This window comes from Nitrospirillum amazonense, assembly GCF_029594735.1.
Taxonomy (GTDB): Bacteria; Pseudomonadota; Alphaproteobacteria; order Azospirillales; family Azospirillaceae; genus Nitrospirillum; species Nitrospirillum amazonense.
In genome coordinates this window covers 444,756-460,165 of sequence record NZ_JARPAF010000001.1, presented here as the reverse complement: position 1 = coordinate 460,165, position 15,410 = coordinate 444,756, and the positions used below count along the sequence as shown (strand labels likewise).

Sequence of the window (15,410 nt, the reverse complement as noted above, 5' to 3'; positions counted from 1 at the left end):
GCCGCGCCGCCAGCCCCGACGGGAAACCCCGGGGGACAAAGCGGCGCGGCCAGGACGCAAGCGTCTTTGGGGAAGACGCCACGGAGAGGCCAAGCCCGCCGTCAGCGGATGATGTCGAAGCTGTAGTCCGTCTTGGATGGCACGTTGGTGTTGAGGTCGATCGTGTCGAAGATCTTGTCCAGGATGGTCACCAGCACGTTCAGCCCGCCCTGATATCCCCACAGCGGGAAGCGGTGATGGTGGTGCCGGTCGAAGATGGGGAAGCCGATGCGGATCAGCGGCGTGCCCGTGTCACGCTCCAGGTACTTGCCGTAGGTGTTGCCGATCAGGAAGTCCACCGGCTCCGTGAACAGCAGGGAGCGCAGGTGCCACAGGTCGCGGCCGGGATGGACGTGGCAGTTCTTCCCGAAGGGGGAACTGTCGAACAGCTCCTGCACCTTCGCCGCCCAGGCCTTGCTGCCGTTGGTGGCCAGCACGTGCGTCGGTTCCGCCCCCAGTTCCAGCAGGAAGCCGGCCAGGCCCAGGCACAGGTCGGGATCGCCGTAGATGGCGAACTTCTTGCCATGGATGTGGGCACTGGAGTCCGCGATGGCGTCGACCAGCCGGCCGCGCTCCCGCTCCAGCTCCACCGGGATCTCCGTACCCGTCAGGCGGGCCAATGCCATCAGGAAACGGTCGGTGCCGGCGACACCCACCGGGTGGTTGAAGGCGGCGACCTCCTGCCCATGCGCCGCGATGAACGGCAGGGTCTTTTCCGTGCAGTATTCCTGCATGGAAACGGTGGCCTTGGCATGGATGGCGTCGGCCGCCTCTTCCAGGGTGGTGCCGCCATCGTACATACGGAATTCGCCATCCGTGGGGGTGTCCCAGACGTCGCTGGTGTCGCCCAGGATGGTGTAGTCGATCCCCATCAGCCCGAAGATGCGCTTGATCTCCCGCAGGTTGCCGACGGTGTAGCCGTCGAAGCCGCCGATGAAGTTGATCTTGCCGTTGGGCACGCGCTCCAGCTTGGGCGCGGTGCCGGCCTTGCCGTCCCAGAAATGGTCCAGGATGCCCTTCATGACGTTGTCGTAGCCGGTGACGTGGCTGCCGACGAAGGCGGGGGTGTGGGCGAAGGGCACGTCATACTCGGCGGGGACGGAGCCCTTCTCCTTCGCCGTCTTGATGAAGGCGTTCAGGTCGTCGCCGATCACCTCCGCCATGCAGGTGGTGGAGACGGCGATCATCTTGGGCTTGTACATGGCATAGGCGTTGGCCAGCCCGTCGATCATGTTGTTCAGGCCGCCGAACACCGCCGCGTCCTCGGTCATCGACGACGACACGCAGGAGGACGGCTCCTTGAAATGGCGGGAGAAATGGCTGCGGTAATAGGCGACGCAGCCTTGGGAACCGTGTACGAAGGGCAGTGTGCTTTCAAAGCCGACGGCGGCGAAGACGGCGCCCAGCGGCTGGCAGGCCTTGGCCGGATTGATGGTCAGCGCCTCGCGGGCGAAGTTCTTTTCCTGGTACTCGGGCGTCTTGGCCCATTCCCGCACCCGCTCCACCTCCGCCGGATCGCGGCGGTTCTCGAACTGCTGGCGCTTGTTGACCAGCATTTCCTGGTATTCCGGGCCACGGAACAGCTCGAAATGGTCGAGCACGTTTTCGGCACTCTGCGTCATGATGGAAACCTTTCCGAAGAACGTCGTACGGGAGCGCCTTATTCGGCGGCCAGCAGGCGGGGTTGCGCCGCGCCCTTCCAGGGGGCCTTGGCCATCTTCCAGACGGGGGCGTTGATGGCCATGTCCATGTCCCGCGCGAAGATGGCGAAGCCGTCATAGCCGTGATACGGGCCGGAATAGTCCCAGGAATGCATCTGGCGGAAGGGCACGCCCATCTTCTGGAAGACGTACTTTTCCTTGATGCCCGACCCGACCAGGTCCGGCTGGATGCGTTCCACGAACTTCTCGAACTCGTAGCCGGTCACGTCGTCGTAGATCAGCGTGCCGTCCTTGACGTAGTGCTGGGCCGTGCGCTGATAGTCGTCGTTGTGGCCGAACTCATAGCCGGTACCCACCACCTCCATGCCCAGGTCCTCATAGGCGCCGATGACGTGGCGGGGGCGCAGACCGCCCACGAACAGCATCACCGTCTTGCCTTCCAGGCGCGGGCGGTACTTGGCGATGACGGCGTCCGTCAGCGCCTGGTACTTGGCGATGACGCGCTCGGCCCCCTCCTTGATCTTGTCGTCGAAGTAACTGGCAATCTTGCGCAGGGATTCGGCGATCTTGCTGGGGCCGAAGAAATTGTACTCGCACCAGGGAATGCCGTACTTCTCTTCCATGTGGCGCGAGATGTAGTTCATCGAACGGTAGCAGTGCAGGACGTTCAGCTTGGCCTTGGGCGTGTTCTCCAGCTCCGCCAGGGTACCGTCACCCGACCATTGGGCGATGACGCGCAAGCCCATCTCCTCCAGCAGGATGCGGGATGACCAGGCGTCGCCGCCGATGTTGTAGTCGCCGATGATGGCCACGTCGTAGGGGCTGGCCTCGAACGCCGCCGGCTTGGCCGCGCTCTTGTCGAAAACCCAGTCGCGGATGGCGTCGTTGGCGACGTGGTGGCCCAGGGACTGCGACACGCCGCGAAAGCCCTCGCAGCGCACGGGCACGATGGTCTTGCCCTCGTATTCCTTGGACTTGGCCTTCGACACCGCCTCGATGTCGTCACCGATCAGGCCGATGGGGCATTCCGATTGTATGCTGATGCCGTTGTTCAGCGGGAACAGCTCCTGGATTTCATCGATGATCTTGGCCAGCTTCTTGTCGCCGCCGAAAACGATGTCCTTTTCCTGGAAGTCTGAGGTGAACTGCATGGTCACGAAGGTGTCGATGCCCGTCGTGCCGATGTAATAGTTGCGCCGCGCCGCCCAGGAATACTGGCCGCAGCCCACGGGGCCGTGGCTGATGTGGATCATGTCCTTGATCGGGCCCCACACCACGCCCTTGGACCCGGCGTAGGCGCAGCCGCGGATGGTCATGACGCCCGGAATGGACTTCAGGTTGGACTTCACGCCGCAATCGGACTTGCCGGCCTCATGCACGTTCAGGTGCTTGGCGCGCCGTTTCGCGGTCTTCTCCGGGTAAACCTGCAAGACCTCGGCAATCAGTTCCTTGTTGCGTTCCTTGATCTCCGCAACGCTCTGCGTCTCCGACATACTCATTTCGCTGCCCTCATGTTCCCCGGTGAAGAAAGCCCGCTGGCGCGCGCCCGGCCCCCATGCGGAGGGACCGGGCGGCACCGGCGGCCGTCGCCGATCAGGCGAGTTCCAGCTCAGGCCAGTTCCAGCTGGGCGGCGGTCCGGCCGACCAGGCTTTCGTCCACGGCCTTCATGATCCCGTGCTCCATCAGCATGTCCTCAAGCTCGTCCATGGTGATGGGGGTGGGGATGATGCCCTTGCCGGCGTTGTTGTGGATGCGGGTGGCCAGGTTGCGGTAGTGGTTGGCCTGGGCGCTCTCCGGCGCGTATTCCAGCACCGTCATGCGGCGCAGTTCCGCGTGCTGCACGATGTTGTCGCGCGGCACGAAGTAGATCAGCTGTGTGCCCAGCTTCTTGGCCAGGTTCTCCGCCAGCTCCAGCTCCTTGTCGGTCTGGCGCTCGTTGCAGATCAGGCCGCCCAGGCGCACGCCGCCGGACACGGCGTACTTCAGGATGCCCTTGGAGATGTTGTTGGCCGCGTACATGGCCATCATCTCGCCGGACATGACGATGTAGATTTCCTGCGCCTTGTTCTCGCGGATAGGCATGGCGAAGCCGCCGCACACCACGTCGCCCAGCACGTCATAGGAAACGTAGTCGATGTCTTCATAGGCGCCGTTCTCCTCCAGGAAATTGATGGAGGTGATGACGCCGCGGCCGGCGCAGCCCACGCCCGGCTCCGGACCGCCGGATTCCACGCAGCGGATGTCCTGGTAGCCGACCTTCATGACATCCTCGATCTCCAAATCCTCCACGCTGCCGGCGGCGGCGGCCAGGCTGAGGATGGTGTCCTGGGCCTTGGCGTGCAGGATGAGGCGGGTGGAATCCGCCTTGGGATCGCAGCCGACGATTAGGATGCGGTGGCCCATTTCAGCCAGGGCCGCCAGGGTGTTCTGGGAGGTGGTGGACTTGCCGATGCCACCCTTGCCGTAAAACGCGATCTGTCGCAGTGCCGACATTCAAGGTCTCCTTGAACCGATTGTTGAGCCGATTGCCAATGCCCCGGTTGAGGTCGGGGCGATCCTCGTTCGCAGAAGCTGGCCCGCGGATTTCGGGAAGGAGCACATCGCTCGACAACGCGTAGGCGTGCACTCAGCCCTCACTAGCCGACCGGTATTTCAGCAACCGGTGTGCCAAGTGGAGGATTTATGATAAGCTGTTGATATTATTATACTTGTACCGACTGCCACGCCCCCGACAAAGATGTGCCGAACCCGACAGGCGGTGTGCGGCTGTCGCAAACGGAACAAGCCCACCGCCGCCCGTCCGTGCGGGAAAAGCCCGGCCCCGCTGCTTCCCTGGGCCATGAGCGCCTGCGGAACGGAAATTGCTGTGGACACCCCAATGCCCGGGACGGGGCAGCCCATCATTGGAAAGGGCGTGCCATGCAGATTGGGGTCGAGACCGCCAAGGCCGTGGACCAACGGCGGGTTTTCGTCGTGGACCAGGATGAGATCACCCGCGCCGCCTTGCAGTTCATGCTGCATGACGAGATCGAGGCGCATGAACTGGCGACGCCGGAGGAGGCCTACGCCAAGGGCGTGGACTGGCTGAAACCCGACGTGGTGCTGCTGGGTGCCGCCTTCCTGGCGGAACGGGGCGTGGGCCTGGTGGGCGACCTGCTGCGCACCTTCCCCGGCGTGCGGGTGCTGATCGTCTGCGCCAAAGCGGAGGAAGCGCTGGCGCTACAAGCCCTGGCCGCAGGCGCCCACGGCGCGCTGGTCAAGCCGCTGGCCCTGGCCGACGTGCGCCGCAAGGTGGACACGGTGCTGGGCCGCATCGGCGGCGCCGCCCTGGTGCAACTGGTATGAGCACCATTGTCTTCTATGAAAAGCCCGGCTGCCGCACCAACGCCCGCCAGCGCCGGGCGCTGGAGGCGGCGGGGCATACGGTGCTGGTCCGCGACCTGCTGGCCGAGCCCTGGACGGCGGAACGGCTGCGCGATTTCCTCGGCCACGCGCCCGTCGCCACCTGGTTCAACCCGGCGGCACCCGCCGTGAAGGCGGGAACCGTCGATCCCGCCGTCCTGGACGCGGCCACAGCCCTGAACCTCATGGTGGCCGATCCGCTGCTGATCCGCCGGCCGCTGGCGGAGGTGGACGGCCTGCGCCATGCCGGGTTCGAGAGCTTGCGCGACTGGTTGGGCCTGGCGGGGGACCTGGAGGCCGTGGCCACCGGCTGCTCCCACCCGCACAGCCCCTGCCCCACCCCCAAGAGCACTGGAACGCCGTGATGACCGATCGTGCGCCTTACGCCATCATCCTAGGCACCAATGAGATCGCCTCCGCCGTAGCGATCCGGCTTCACCAGCAGGGTTACGGCGTGGTCATGTCCCACGACCCGTCGCCCCCCGTCATCCGCCGCAAGATGGCCTTCCACGACGCGCTGTTCGACGACCCGGTGACCCTGGCGGGCATCGCCGCCGAAAGGGTGGACGGTGGCATGGCCGCGGCGGCGGCCCTGGCCCGCCGCCAGGGCGTGGTCATCACCGAACTGGGCCTGCTGGACCTGATCGTCATCCGAACCCTGGATCTGCTGGTCGATGCCCGGCTGCAGAAATACAGCACCACCCCCGACCTGCGCCGCCTGGCCAAGGTCACCGTCGGCCTCGGCCCCGGCTTCACCGCCGGTGAGAATTGCGACTTCGCCATCGAGACCAAGCCCGGCAGACAGGGCGCCCTGGTACGCGAGGGCGCGACGGAACCCGCGGACGGCATCGTCCGGCCCCTGGGCAACCGCGGGGCGGAACGCTTCGCCTATTCCGCCTTCCCCGGCCGCTGGCACACGGCGATGGAGATCGGCTCCCGCGTCTTCAAGGACTATGTCATTGGCTATCTGGGCGCCGCCGCCGTCCAGGCCCCTTTCGACGGCATCCTGCGCGGCGTGGTGCGGGACGGGACGGAGGTGCCCGCCGGCGTCAAGCTGCTGGAGGTCGACCCCCGTGTCCGGGGCGCCGTCTGGGCCGGCGTCGATGACCGCGCCCAGACCATAGCCCAAGCCGTCGGCACGGCACTGACCACGCACATCCGTCCAGTGCCGATCCGCTGAGGCCCCCGCCTTAGGGCGCGCCATGAGGCCGGCAGTGACATATCTTTGAATCGCGTCCGCCGCGTAGCCGCCATCTCCGGACAAGCCAGCCGTGTCAAGAACGCCACCGAAACGCGCCGATACCGTCTACGGCGCCTGGCGTGTCCGGCACGACCTTGCTGGCGGAGGGGATCGCCTGCGGCCTGCATCGTGTGGAACGGTTGATGCGCCAACGGGGACTGCATGCCCGGCCGCGCCGGCGTGATCTTCCCAAGGATGCGGGGAAACGATCCCTCGTCGCCGGCAACATGCTGGATCGGCAGTTCAGCGCCGACGGCCCGAACCAGAAATGGGTGGCGGACTTCACCTACAGCTGGACGGCCGAGGGCGGGCTGTATTAGGCCAGCACGGTCAGCGTCAGCACGGCGTAGCGCGCCAGGCTGGCGAAGAAACCGCGCAACATGGCGTCGAACTGCGGGGTGCGGCCCAGGACGGCCGTGACGATGCGGCTGACCTTGCCCGACAGCCACAGGCCGATCAGCAGGATCAGGATGGCCGCCAGCAGGTTGACACCGTTGGTCACGATCCAAGGGATGAGGGCGTTGAGGCTGACCAGGAACGCCTGGGTCTTCTGGTCCACGGTATCCAGCGCGGGGATATCCACTGCGAGCAAATTCAAGTGCATGCACGACCCTCCGGTTGGCGATGTGGGCGTGAAGAACATAGGGAAGGCGGTCGGGTTCCGCCAGCCTTGGCCATGCCAAAGGACCGAACCGGGGTCGTCCTGGCCAATCTCCCGGGGCCCAAAAAGCAAAACCCCCGCCTGCGCAATGCGGGCGGGGGTTTCGTATTTGGTTGCGGGGGCCCGCAACCATCTTAACTTGCTGTTTCGGGCAGCCGCCTGACGGAAACAGCCATATCTCCTTCATCCAAAAGCAGCAATGATGACCGCCCAGATGATGGCGCTACACTTGATGCTCAATAAGAGTCTTTATGTCGATGTGCTTTAACGTTAAAGCCGCCTGGCGCCCAGAAGGGCCAGTGTCGGCAAACTGAAGCGCGCCGGGATTGTCGGAGGCGTTTTGGTTTGAGTCAGGCGGCCATGGCCGGAGTGTCCGTCATGGCGTGGAAGCGAGCCTCAGCTTCGGCGGGCGCTGCCGTGAAGTATCTGGCCCATAGTGCATCCCTCCATTCCTGTGAGGTCATTGCACCATCAATCCCTGGGACCGAACACCTAGAATTAGATGCTATTCGGACTGTCTGGCGGTTCTTATGTCAGATGGCGGAGAAAATGGCGCAGGGTCAGCTGCTTCTCTGCTCGAAATACCGCATCGTCGGCCCTAAATGCCGACGCTGTCGCGCTAGTTCTACTACTCAGAAGTCCGCGACATCGATTTTCTCGCCCTTGTCGAAGCGTGATAGGGCATAAGGGCGAGGATCGACGATCGGTGTGGAGCCCGTTGCAAGATCAGCGATCAGGTGCCCCGCGCCAGGTCCGATGCCGAAGCCGTGGCCACTGAATCCCGCCGCAAGGATGAAGCCAGGGACGTCGGGTATCTCACCAATCACTGGGACGCCATCGGGCGTGCTATCGATATAGCCGGCCCAGGTGTTCATGACTGGAGCGGCCCTAAGGGCAGGAACGAGGTCGACCGCCCGCTTCACTGTCAGGCGTACCGTGCGCGGATCCGGCGTTGGATCTAGAACACGCATCCGCTCCATCGGCGTCGACTGATCGACGGTCCAGCGGGAGCCCGTTTCATGACCGGAGCGCCAGCCTTCCAGCCCCCCCGGCGACAGGCTGCGCCAGCGCCGCAGGAACATGGGCAGGAATTCGCGGTGGAAGCGGAAGAACTGGGGTGTCGGATCGACCCGCGCCCACCCGCTGATCGACAGGGTATGACACCCGTCGCCACGGCGCGTGATCGACACCGACTTGGTGTGAAGGGCGTCCGGCAAATCGATCTGGTCGCTGGCCACCGCGACAATGGACTGGCGCACCGATGCCTGGGGGAAGCGAATGCCCAACTGATGACAAAAGGAAGAGGCCCACGCGCCGCCGGTGTGTATGGCCAGCTTCGTACGGATGGTGCCCTTTTCGGTAATGACGCCGCTCACTGCGCCGCCCGCCAGTTCGATGCCCCGCGCGGCACAGCCTTGATGAACGGTGCCGCCGTGCCGCATCGCCGCCTTTGCCGCCGCCGGGGCCGCGAGCCCGGGGTCGGCGATGCCGTCGGTCGGGGCCAACACGCCCCCCCGCCAACGCCGCCCCGTGAAACCGCCCCGTTCGGTCGCCTCGGCGCCATCGAGCATCCGCGTGCTGACGCCGACCGTCCGCGCGAAGGCGCCCCAGCGGGCCCAGGTGTCCAGTTCCTCTTCGTCGTTGCTCAGATAAAACAAGCCGCAGCGTCGAAATCCGGCATCCTCACCACTGTCGGCGGCGAAGCGGTCCCAAAGATCGAGGCTCTTGGTTGATATCGGCAGTTCACGCGCATCGCGGTTCTGCTGCCGGCACCAGCCCCAGTTGCGGCTCGATTGCTCACCGCCGACCACGCCCTTCTCGACCAGCGCGACCTTCAGGCCCCGCATCGCGAGATAATAGGTGGCGAAGGCGCCGACGATGCCGCCACCGATCACCACGGCATCGGCCTCGGTGGGCAAGGCGGGGGAGGACTGGATGAGACGTAGAGGCGCCGACATGGCGATGCGATCTCCCATGAGACGAAGGTCAGGCGTAGCCGAGTATGGCCTTGGTTTCGAGGTACTCCTCGACACCGAAGACCCCGTATTCCCGGCCGTTGCCCGACCGCTTGTAGCCGCCGAACGGCGCGTGGGGATCCCAGGCGGGATGATTGAGATGAACCTGCCCGGTGCGGATGCGGCGAGCGACATCGCGCGCGCGTTCGATATCGCCCCCCTGGACGTGACCGCCCAGCCCGAAGACCGTGTCGTTGGCGATATCGACGGCCTCGTCCACATCGTCGTAAGGCATGACGCACAGGACAGGCCCGAAGATTTCCTCCTGCGCGACCCTCATCGCGCGCGTGACGCCCGAAAAGATCGTCGGGCGGACATAGAAGCCGCGGGTCCTGCCCTCCGGACGCCCGGGCCCGCCGCAGACCAAAGTGGCACCCTCCGCGATACCTGCGGCGATCATGGCCTGGACGCGTTCAAACTGGGCGCGGTTGGCGATGGGGCCCAAGACGGTCTTCCCGTCGGACGGATCGCCGACGATGATGGCCCTGGCCGTCGCCCGGGCGATGGCCTCCACCTCCGCCATTCGGGCCCGGGGCACGATCATGCGGGTGGGCGCGCTGCAGGACTGGCCAACATTGCGGAACGCGGCCATGACACCCAGCGGAACGGCGCGCGGGAAATCGGCATCGGGCAGGAAAACGTTGGGCGACTTGCCGCCCAGTTCCTGTGTCACCCGCTTGACGGTCACCGCCGCCGCCTGGGCGACCAGCACGCCGGCCCGGTTGGAACCGGTGATCGAGATCATGTCGATACCGGGATGGGCCGCCATGGCTGCCCCGATTTCCGGGCCGGTGCCGTTGACCAAGTTGAAGACACCTGGCGGCGTGCCCGCGTCGTGCATGATTTCGGCAAACAGCAACGCGTTCAGCGGTGACAACTCGCTGGGCTTCAGCACCACGGTGCATCCGGCAGCCAAGGCCGGGGCGACCTTCGCCGTTATTTGGTACAGCGGCCAGTTCCACGGCGTGATCAGGCCACAGACCCCGATCGGCTCGCGTACGATGGCGGTGGTGCCCCGCATGGTCAGGAACGGATAGGTCGCCAGCACATCGGCAGCCGCACGGACGTGCGCCGCCGCGAGGGGGACATGGGCGGCGCGGGCATGGCTGATGGCCGCACCCATCTCACGCGACAGCACCTGGGTCAGCGGTTCCGCCCGCTCCAGGATCAGCGCGTGTATGCGCTCAAGCAGCGCACGCCGATCCGCGACCGGCGTGGCGCTGAACGCCGGCAGGGCCGCGCGCGCCGCCGCGACGGCGCGGTCGAGATCGGCGGCGGTCGCCGCCGCGAGTTCGGCGATCACAGCCTCGCTTGCCGGGTCGACCACCGGCAACGACACCGGGCCGGACGCCGGCCCCCATGCCCCGTCGATATAAAGCGCCCGCCCCGGATTCACATCCCCGGCCGCAACCGAATTCATTCCAGATGTCATCGCACCAGATCCTGACGGCGGTAGGCGCCGACGATGGACGGAAACCAGGGCTCGCCGGAATGGCCGGCCCATCGAAAACCTGAAGGCTGCGATCAGATCATGTTCATCGCGCCCTCCCGGGCGCCGGTCGCGCCACACACCGCCACGGCATCGATCTCGACCAGATAGCCGTAATGCAACTCGCCGACCGGAACCACCGTCCGCGCCGGCCGCGCGTCCCCCATCATCTCGGCATAGACCGCGTTGAAGCAGGGCCAATTCTCAACGCCGACGATGTAGGCAGTGACCTTGAGAATATCGCCGGGCCCAGCGCCAGCGGCGCGCAATGCCACCAACACGTTGGACAGCGCCTGCCGGACCTGATCTTCGAACCCCAAATCAGCGGTATGGGAGCCGTCCGCGCGCACGCCGAGTTGGCCCGCCGTGAAGACCAAGCCGCCATAGCGGATGGCATGGCTGTAGTGGCCGCCTGGCCGTGCAAGGCCCTCGGGTTCCAACGTCTCGATCTTCATCTCCATGAGGTTCACCATCCCCGCATCCGTGGCCACGCCGCCACGATGTCGCGGCTGCCGGTTGTGACCACCTGGTAGGCCCAATGCTGAGCCGCCGTCGCGCATGCATGGTTGGGCAGAATACGCACGCGTGCACCGACCGGAAGGTCGGGCAACGCGGCGGCGCTGCCGGGCCGGACCTTGATGATCCCATGCTCCTGGCTGGCATCATCCACGATCAGATCCGGCCACGGCACACCGTCGATATCGCAGACGAGGCCGTACCCTTGATCAACGGGATGGCGTTGCGTCCCCCGGTCGCGAGACATGGCCATCCAGCCAGCGTCAATCAGGATCCAGCCCTTTTCCAGCTTGTGTCCGATGACGGTGGCCAGCACCGAGACGGCGATGTCATCGACCGCGCAGACGCCGATGCCATGCATCACGAGATCGAAGAACATGAAGACACCGGCGCGCACTTCCGTCACACCATCGAGATCGCGGGCGAAATGCGCGGTCGGGGTCGAGCCCACGCTGACCACCGGCGCCGCGTGCCCGTGGCGGCGCAAAGCCTGGGCGGCGGCCACCGCGGCCGCGCGCTCGCCCTCAGCAGCCTCCACCAGGCCCACACCTCCCCGGCACGCGTAGGATTCCCCGGCATGGGTGAGCACACCCCGGACCTCCACCGCCCCTGCCCGCAGAATATCCGCGATCTCGATGATCGCGGCGTTACCGGGGGAAAGCCCGCCGCGATGGCCGTCACAATCGATCTCGATCAACACCGCCGGCATCGCGCCGCCGTCCAGTGCCGTCGTGGCAAGGGCCTGGGCCTGTTCGACGGTATCGATAAGTACCGCGACGTCCACGCCCTGGGCCACAAGGTCACGTATCCGCGGGATCTTCTTCGGCGCCAAGCCGACGGCATAGACGATGTCCGTCGCACCTGCGGCGGCGAAGTATTCCGCTTCAGCTATTGTCGAAACGGTGATCGGCCCCAGGTCACCCGCGAAAAGGCGCTGGGCCACGTCGATCGATTTGGCGGTTTTCACATGCGGTCGGAAGCCAACGCCGAGATGCGCCAAACGCGCCTTCAATCGGGCCACGTTCCGATCAAACCGCGCCACGTCAAGCACCAGCGCCGGGGTCTCAGCCGCGTCAAGGGTCATCTGACCAGAATGGGCGGGCGGCTTGGACAAGGTTTCAATCATCTTGGGTTCTCTTGGAGATTCTTGGAAATGCATGCCGACGATTGGTTGGGCGACCGGTTGGAAAGCGTGGTCAAGCGGGTCCAATGCCGGATCAGGAAGGGGCCGCCACGCGCGCGCTGGTTAAAGCCCCCCGCCTTAAAAGTATTTCAGCCAGGCGATGTCGCGACGGCGCCTCTTGAGGCGGGAGAACCACGCGGTCGGCACGTAGAAGGGAATTATCAAACCGAGATACCAGACGACCACCCAGCCGTAGCTGCCAACCCCGAACACGGTGCCGTGGTTCGAACCCCAGATCGCGAAGGCGATATGATACAGAATACGAAGCGTGCAGAGATGGACGATGTAAAAGAACATCGGCGCCCCACCGAACACCGACAGCACACCGACGAAGCCGGAGTCCCGTACGCGGTCCAGCAAGGCGAGCAGAACCGCGCCGACGCCCAAGGTCGGCAGCAGGAAGAGAAGAGACGGCGGATACTTGGTGAGCGCCAGAAAGCTCATCATCGTGCGCAGCGGATCACCGTCGACGACGAACCACGGCTTGTCGCCATAGATGTTGAGCGCGCGCAACACGACGAAGGCGGCAATCATCCCGAAACCAAGCGTCAGAAGACGGCGCTGGCGCGTTTCCGGGGAAATGTCTGCCTCGAACCACGGACCGATGCCATAGCCCAGCGATATCACACCAATCCACGGAAGAATGGGATAGCTCGTTTTCGCGACGAGGCCGAACGGCAGCGCGATGAAATCGCGCTGATGCAGCTCGGCCCAAAGGATGAACAGCGGATTATCGGGGGTGAGGTGGATGGGATCGAGAAGATTGTGACCGCAGACGATGACCAGGCCTAGGGTGATCAACGCGGGGCGTGGCAGCCGGATCAAGGCCGCCAGCACGATCATGCACACACCGATGCACCAGATGACTTGCAGCCAGAGCATCGGCGGCGATATGCCCCAATAAATGGGCGACAGGATCAGCACCTCGATCGCCATCAGCAGAAGGCCGCGTTTCACCAAATAAGCCGTCGTTTCGCCCCTGGTGTGATTGCTGGCATACAGATAGACGCCGAGACCGGTGAGGGCGACGAAGATGGGCGCACACAGGCTGACCAGCAGACGGGCGAGAAACACCGCCGGCGCAGCCGTCCGGGCATCGACCGGATCGGCGACGGGCACATACAGGAACCACGTCTCGCGAACATGGTCGAGCAGCATGAAGACCATGACCAGCCCGCGCAGCGCGTCGATATTCTGAAGTCGCGGCCGCGCCATCGTCGTGCGCTTCGCGGACGCTTCACTCACCACAAATGATCCAGATCCAACCGACGCGATTTGGCCCATGTCCCGTTCCCCGTGCTTGTCGGCGATGACTTTGTTGCCGTTTATTAAGCCAGCCTCCGCCGGCAACTTCTCCCGTATGTCGCCGAACCGCGCCACCGTCATGCGGCGACATGGACGCAAGGCGATATAAGATACCGTGGCGACGCGCCAGTGGTTGGGGCGCCGGCGGTCCGGGCGCGTGGCCGCCGCGATGGTCACGCGGGACGCTGCGTCGCGTAGACCTTTTTGACATGCGTCTCGCTGATCCACGCGCAGCCATCGCCCCGGATGACCAGGCAAACATCGCCGGCGGAGAAGGTGACGCTGCCGCCCGCGTCAGCGAAAGTGACGCTGCCCTCCAGCAGATGCATGAGCTCGATATGGCGATAGGGCATCTGCCTGCGGTGATAGGGCGTGGAATCCCAGGTCCCGCAAACGAATTCACGACTGGCCGACCAGTAATCGGAATGGTTCCGGCAGGACGGTGTGGGGCCGACCAGTAATTCGGCCAGCGGCGGGTTGGAGGGCGAGAGAGGTGCGGCCTGGTCGATCGTCACCGGCGTCTCCGCCGTCCCGGGCTGGGCCGCCGGGCAGCTGGCGATGACCAGCAGCGTTCCCTCGGCGGCCCGCCAGGTGAAGCTTGTCCCTACTGGCAGCACGGCGCTCATGCCCGCCCGCAGCGAGAGACGGCCGCCATCGCTGTCGATTTCAAGCCCACCGTTCAGAACGAGGACGAATTCGTCTGCCAGCAGGCCATCGACGCCCCCTTCCCCGCGCGGCGCCAGGGCCGCGACGGTGGCCGCGGCGTCGGTAAAGGCCGGCACGGCGCGACCGCCGATCCAGTCGTCCGCAGGGGTCGTGCCGGCCGCATAGGCCCGCAGATCGACAACGGCCCCCACCGGGGCCCCCACCGGGGCCCCCACCAGGCCCTTCAGCGCCTTCGCGGTCATAGTCCCACCAGTGCAGGCAGGCCGCCGATGTTGGGGATGTCGTGGACCTGGTAGTAGCTGTTCAGCGGCTCGTGCCCCCGGTTGACGAAGGCCTTCATGGTGATGCCCATGTCATAGGCGGTCATCAAGTCGTAGCGGAAGCTGGAGGAGCAGTGGAGCACGTCCGCCGGCCCGCAGCCCAGAGTGTCAAACATGAACTCGAAGGCGCGCATCCGCGGCTTGTAGGCCTGGGCCTCCTCCGCCGTGCAGACCGTGTGGAATGGCGCCTGCAGCCTCTCGACGCTGTGGGGGATGAGATCGACCATCGAATTGGACAGAATGACGAGCGGAAACTCGGCCGCGACGCGCTTCAGCGGCTCAACGACGTCGGAATGGGGGTTCCACGTCGGAATGGCGGCATACAGCGCCGCGCCGTCGGCGTCACGATATGGGACCCCCGCCTTCTTGCACGCACGCTGCAGGGCCTCGACCACCACATCGCGGTACGGCCGCCAGGCGCCGAGGACGGCGTCCAGCCTGTAGGCGGAGAAGTCGCGGCAGAACTCTTCCAGCGCCTCCCCCGCCAGGCGGTCGGCGTAAACCGTCCGCGCCACCGGCGCCATCTCGAAGTTGATCAGCGTGCCATAGCAGTCGAACGTGATGAACTTCGGCCGCAAGACAGTCATGGAGGCCCCCTGTCGCTTAAGGTTTTTGGATTTGCGGTCGGCATACCGGCCGGCGCGATTCATAAAAGCCTAGCGCCAACGCGCGACATGATGGCGCCTTTGTTATCGCTCCGATTGGCAGGCTTCCGCGTCAGCGGGCATCGGCGCAGCACGATATACCGTTGTGACGGATGGGTGCCGGCGCCCTGCGATGCGCCTTTGCACACCCGGCACCGGACCGTTATGGTGCCGGCATGCGCCTCCGTTCGCTCCCACAACTCTTCGTCCTGCTATGCATCGCCGCCTGCGTCCTCGGATGGGCTGGCCGGGCGCAGGCCCATGGCGT

General features: G+C 65.3%; 14 protein-coding genes and 1 pseudogene. 4 read left to right on the top strand and 11 right to left on the bottom strand.

Annotated elements, in window-relative coordinates; genetic code table 11:
- Window positions 1–101 precede the first annotated feature (101 nt).
- The 3 genes from nifK to nifH form a co-directional block, all read right to left on the bottom strand.
- Window positions 102–1,661 (bottom strand): nitrogenase molybdenum-iron protein subunit beta, encoded by a 1,560-nt coding sequence (gene nifK, locus P5F91_RS01790; protein WP_145612716.1) that lies wholly within the window; start codon window positions 1,659–1,661, stop codon window positions 102–104.
- Between the two features lie 38 nt (window positions 1,662–1,699).
- On the bottom strand, window positions 1,700–3,199 hold the full coding sequence (gene nifD / locus P5F91_RS01785) for a nitrogenase molybdenum-iron protein alpha chain (protein ID WP_004274320.1): 1,500 nt from the start codon (window positions 3,197–3,199) through the stop codon (window positions 1,700–1,702).
- 110 nt (window positions 3,200–3,309) lie between these two features.
- Window positions 3,310–4,194 (bottom strand): nitrogenase iron protein, encoded by an 885-nt coding sequence (nifH, locus tag P5F91_RS01780; protein ID WP_145612717.1) that lies wholly within the window; start codon window positions 4,192–4,194, stop codon window positions 3,310–3,312.
- A gap of 426 nt (window positions 4,195–4,620) precedes the next feature.
- Between nifH and P5F91_RS01775 the strand changes: the two genes are divergently transcribed.
- The 4 genes and pseudogenes from P5F91_RS01775 to P5F91_RS01760 form a co-directional block, all read left to right on the top strand.
- A complete protein-coding gene (locus P5F91_RS01775) occupies window positions 4,621–5,046 on the top strand; it encodes a response regulator (protein WP_145612718.1) in 426 nt (141 codons plus the stop codon).
- Window positions 5,043–5,468: a thioredoxin domain-containing protein gene (locus P5F91_RS01770; protein ID WP_145612719.1), complete on the top strand. Its 426-nt coding sequence runs from the start codon at window positions 5,043–5,045 to the stop codon at window positions 5,466–5,468. The genes P5F91_RS01775 and P5F91_RS01770 overlap by 4 nt, the downstream gene beginning before the upstream one ends.
- A complete protein-coding gene (locus tag P5F91_RS01765) occupies window positions 5,468–6,283 on the top strand; it encodes a xanthine dehydrogenase (RefSeq protein WP_145612720.1) in 816 nt (271 codons plus the stop codon). Before P5F91_RS01770 ends, P5F91_RS01765 begins: the two co-directional genes overlap by 1 nt.
- 112 nt (window positions 6,284–6,395) lie before the next feature.
- A pseudogene (locus P5F91_RS01760) lies at window positions 6,396–6,660 on the top strand (IS3 family transposase); the annotation flags it as partial.
- Here the strand turns inward: P5F91_RS01760 and P5F91_RS01755 are convergent.
- The 8 genes from P5F91_RS01755 to P5F91_RS01720 form a co-directional block, all read right to left on the bottom strand.
- Window positions 6,660–6,947, bottom strand: a complete 288-nt coding sequence (locus tag P5F91_RS01755) for a mechanosensitive ion channel family protein (protein ID WP_277906297.1) — start codon at window positions 6,945–6,947, stop codon at window positions 6,660–6,662. The pseudogene P5F91_RS01760 and the gene P5F91_RS01755 sit on opposite strands and share 1 nt — an antisense overlap.
- 689 nt (window positions 6,948–7,636) lie before the next feature.
- Window positions 7,637–8,980: an NAD(P)/FAD-dependent oxidoreductase gene (locus P5F91_RS01750; protein WP_422394439.1), complete on the bottom strand. Its 1,344-nt coding sequence runs from the start codon at window positions 8,978–8,980 to the stop codon at window positions 7,637–7,639.
- A gap of 10 nt (window positions 8,981–8,990) precedes the next feature.
- A complete protein-coding gene (locus P5F91_RS01745; protein WP_246134612.1) occupies window positions 8,991–10,439 on the bottom strand; it encodes an aldehyde dehydrogenase family protein in 1,449 nt (482 codons plus the stop codon).
- Between the two features lie 104 nt (window positions 10,440–10,543).
- Window positions 10,544–10,969 (bottom strand): RidA family protein, encoded by a 426-nt coding sequence (locus P5F91_RS01740; protein ID WP_145613487.1) that lies wholly within the window; start codon window positions 10,967–10,969, stop codon window positions 10,544–10,546.
- 5 nt (window positions 10,970–10,974) lie between these two features.
- Entirely contained in the window at window positions 10,975–12,150 is a 1,176-nt protein-coding gene (locus P5F91_RS01735) for an alanine racemase (protein ID WP_145613486.1), read from the bottom strand.
- A gap of 135 nt (window positions 12,151–12,285) precedes the next feature.
- Window positions 12,286–13,689: an acetyltransferase domain-containing protein gene (locus P5F91_RS01730; RefSeq protein ID WP_211107209.1), complete on the bottom strand. Its 1,404-nt coding sequence runs from the start codon at window positions 13,687–13,689 to the stop codon at window positions 12,286–12,288.
- Window positions 13,686–14,420, bottom strand: coding sequence for a cupin domain-containing protein (locus tag P5F91_RS01725; RefSeq protein WP_145613485.1), 735 nt, complete (start codon window positions 14,418–14,420; stop codon window positions 13,686–13,688). The genes P5F91_RS01730 and P5F91_RS01725 overlap by 4 nt, the downstream gene beginning before the upstream one ends.
- Entirely contained in the window at window positions 14,417–15,085 is a 669-nt protein-coding gene (locus tag P5F91_RS01720) for a haloacid dehalogenase type II (RefSeq protein WP_145613484.1), read from the bottom strand. The genes P5F91_RS01725 and P5F91_RS01720 overlap by 4 nt, the downstream gene beginning before the upstream one ends.
- Window positions 15,086–15,410: the final 325 nt, after the last annotated feature.

Bases quoted from the DNA above. Each gene is read 5' to 3' on its own strand.
- nifK (WP_145612716.1), bottom strand. From the start codon at position 1,661: ATGACGCAGAGTGCCGAAAACGTGCTCGACCATTTCGAGCTGTTCCGT.
- nifD (WP_004274320.1), bottom strand. From the start codon at position 3,199: ATGAGTATGTCGGAGACGCAGAGCGTTGCGGAGATCAAGGAACGCAAC.
- nifH (WP_145612717.1), bottom strand. From the start codon at position 4,194: ATGTCGGCACTGCGACAGATCGCGTTTTACGGCAAGGGTGGCATCGGC.
- P5F91_RS01775 (WP_145612718.1), top strand. From the start codon at position 4,621: ATGCAGATTGGGGTCGAGACCGCCAAGGCCGTGGACCAACGGCGGGTT.
- P5F91_RS01770 (WP_145612719.1), top strand. From the start codon at position 5,043: ATGAGCACCATTGTCTTCTATGAAAAGCCCGGCTGCCGCACCAACGCC.
- P5F91_RS01765 (WP_145612720.1), top strand. From the start codon at position 5,468: ATGACCGATCGTGCGCCTTACGCCATCATCCTAGGCACCAATGAGATC.
- P5F91_RS01755 (WP_277906297.1), bottom strand. From the start codon at position 6,947: ATGCACTTGAATTTGCTCGCAGTGGATATCCCCGCGCTGGATACCGTG.
- P5F91_RS01750 (WP_422394439.1), bottom strand. From the start codon at position 8,980: ATGGGAGATCGCATCGCCATGTCGGCGCCTCTACGTCTCATCCAGTCC.
- P5F91_RS01745 (WP_246134612.1), bottom strand. From the start codon at position 10,439: ATGAATTCGGTTGCGGCCGGGGATGTGAATCCGGGGCGGGCGCTTTAT.
- P5F91_RS01740 (WP_145613487.1), bottom strand. From the start codon at position 10,969: ATGGAGATGAAGATCGAGACGTTGGAACCCGAGGGCCTTGCACGGCCA.
- P5F91_RS01735 (WP_145613486.1), bottom strand. From the start codon at position 12,150: ATGATTGAAACCTTGTCCAAGCCGCCCGCCCATTCTGGTCAGATGACC.
- P5F91_RS01725 (WP_145613485.1), bottom strand. From the start codon at position 14,420: ATGACCGCGAAGGCGCTGAAGGGCCTGGTGGGGGCCCCGGTGGGGGCC.
- P5F91_RS01720 (WP_145613484.1), bottom strand. From the start codon at position 15,085: ATGACTGTCTTGCGGCCGAAGTTCATCACGTTCGACTGCTATGGCACG.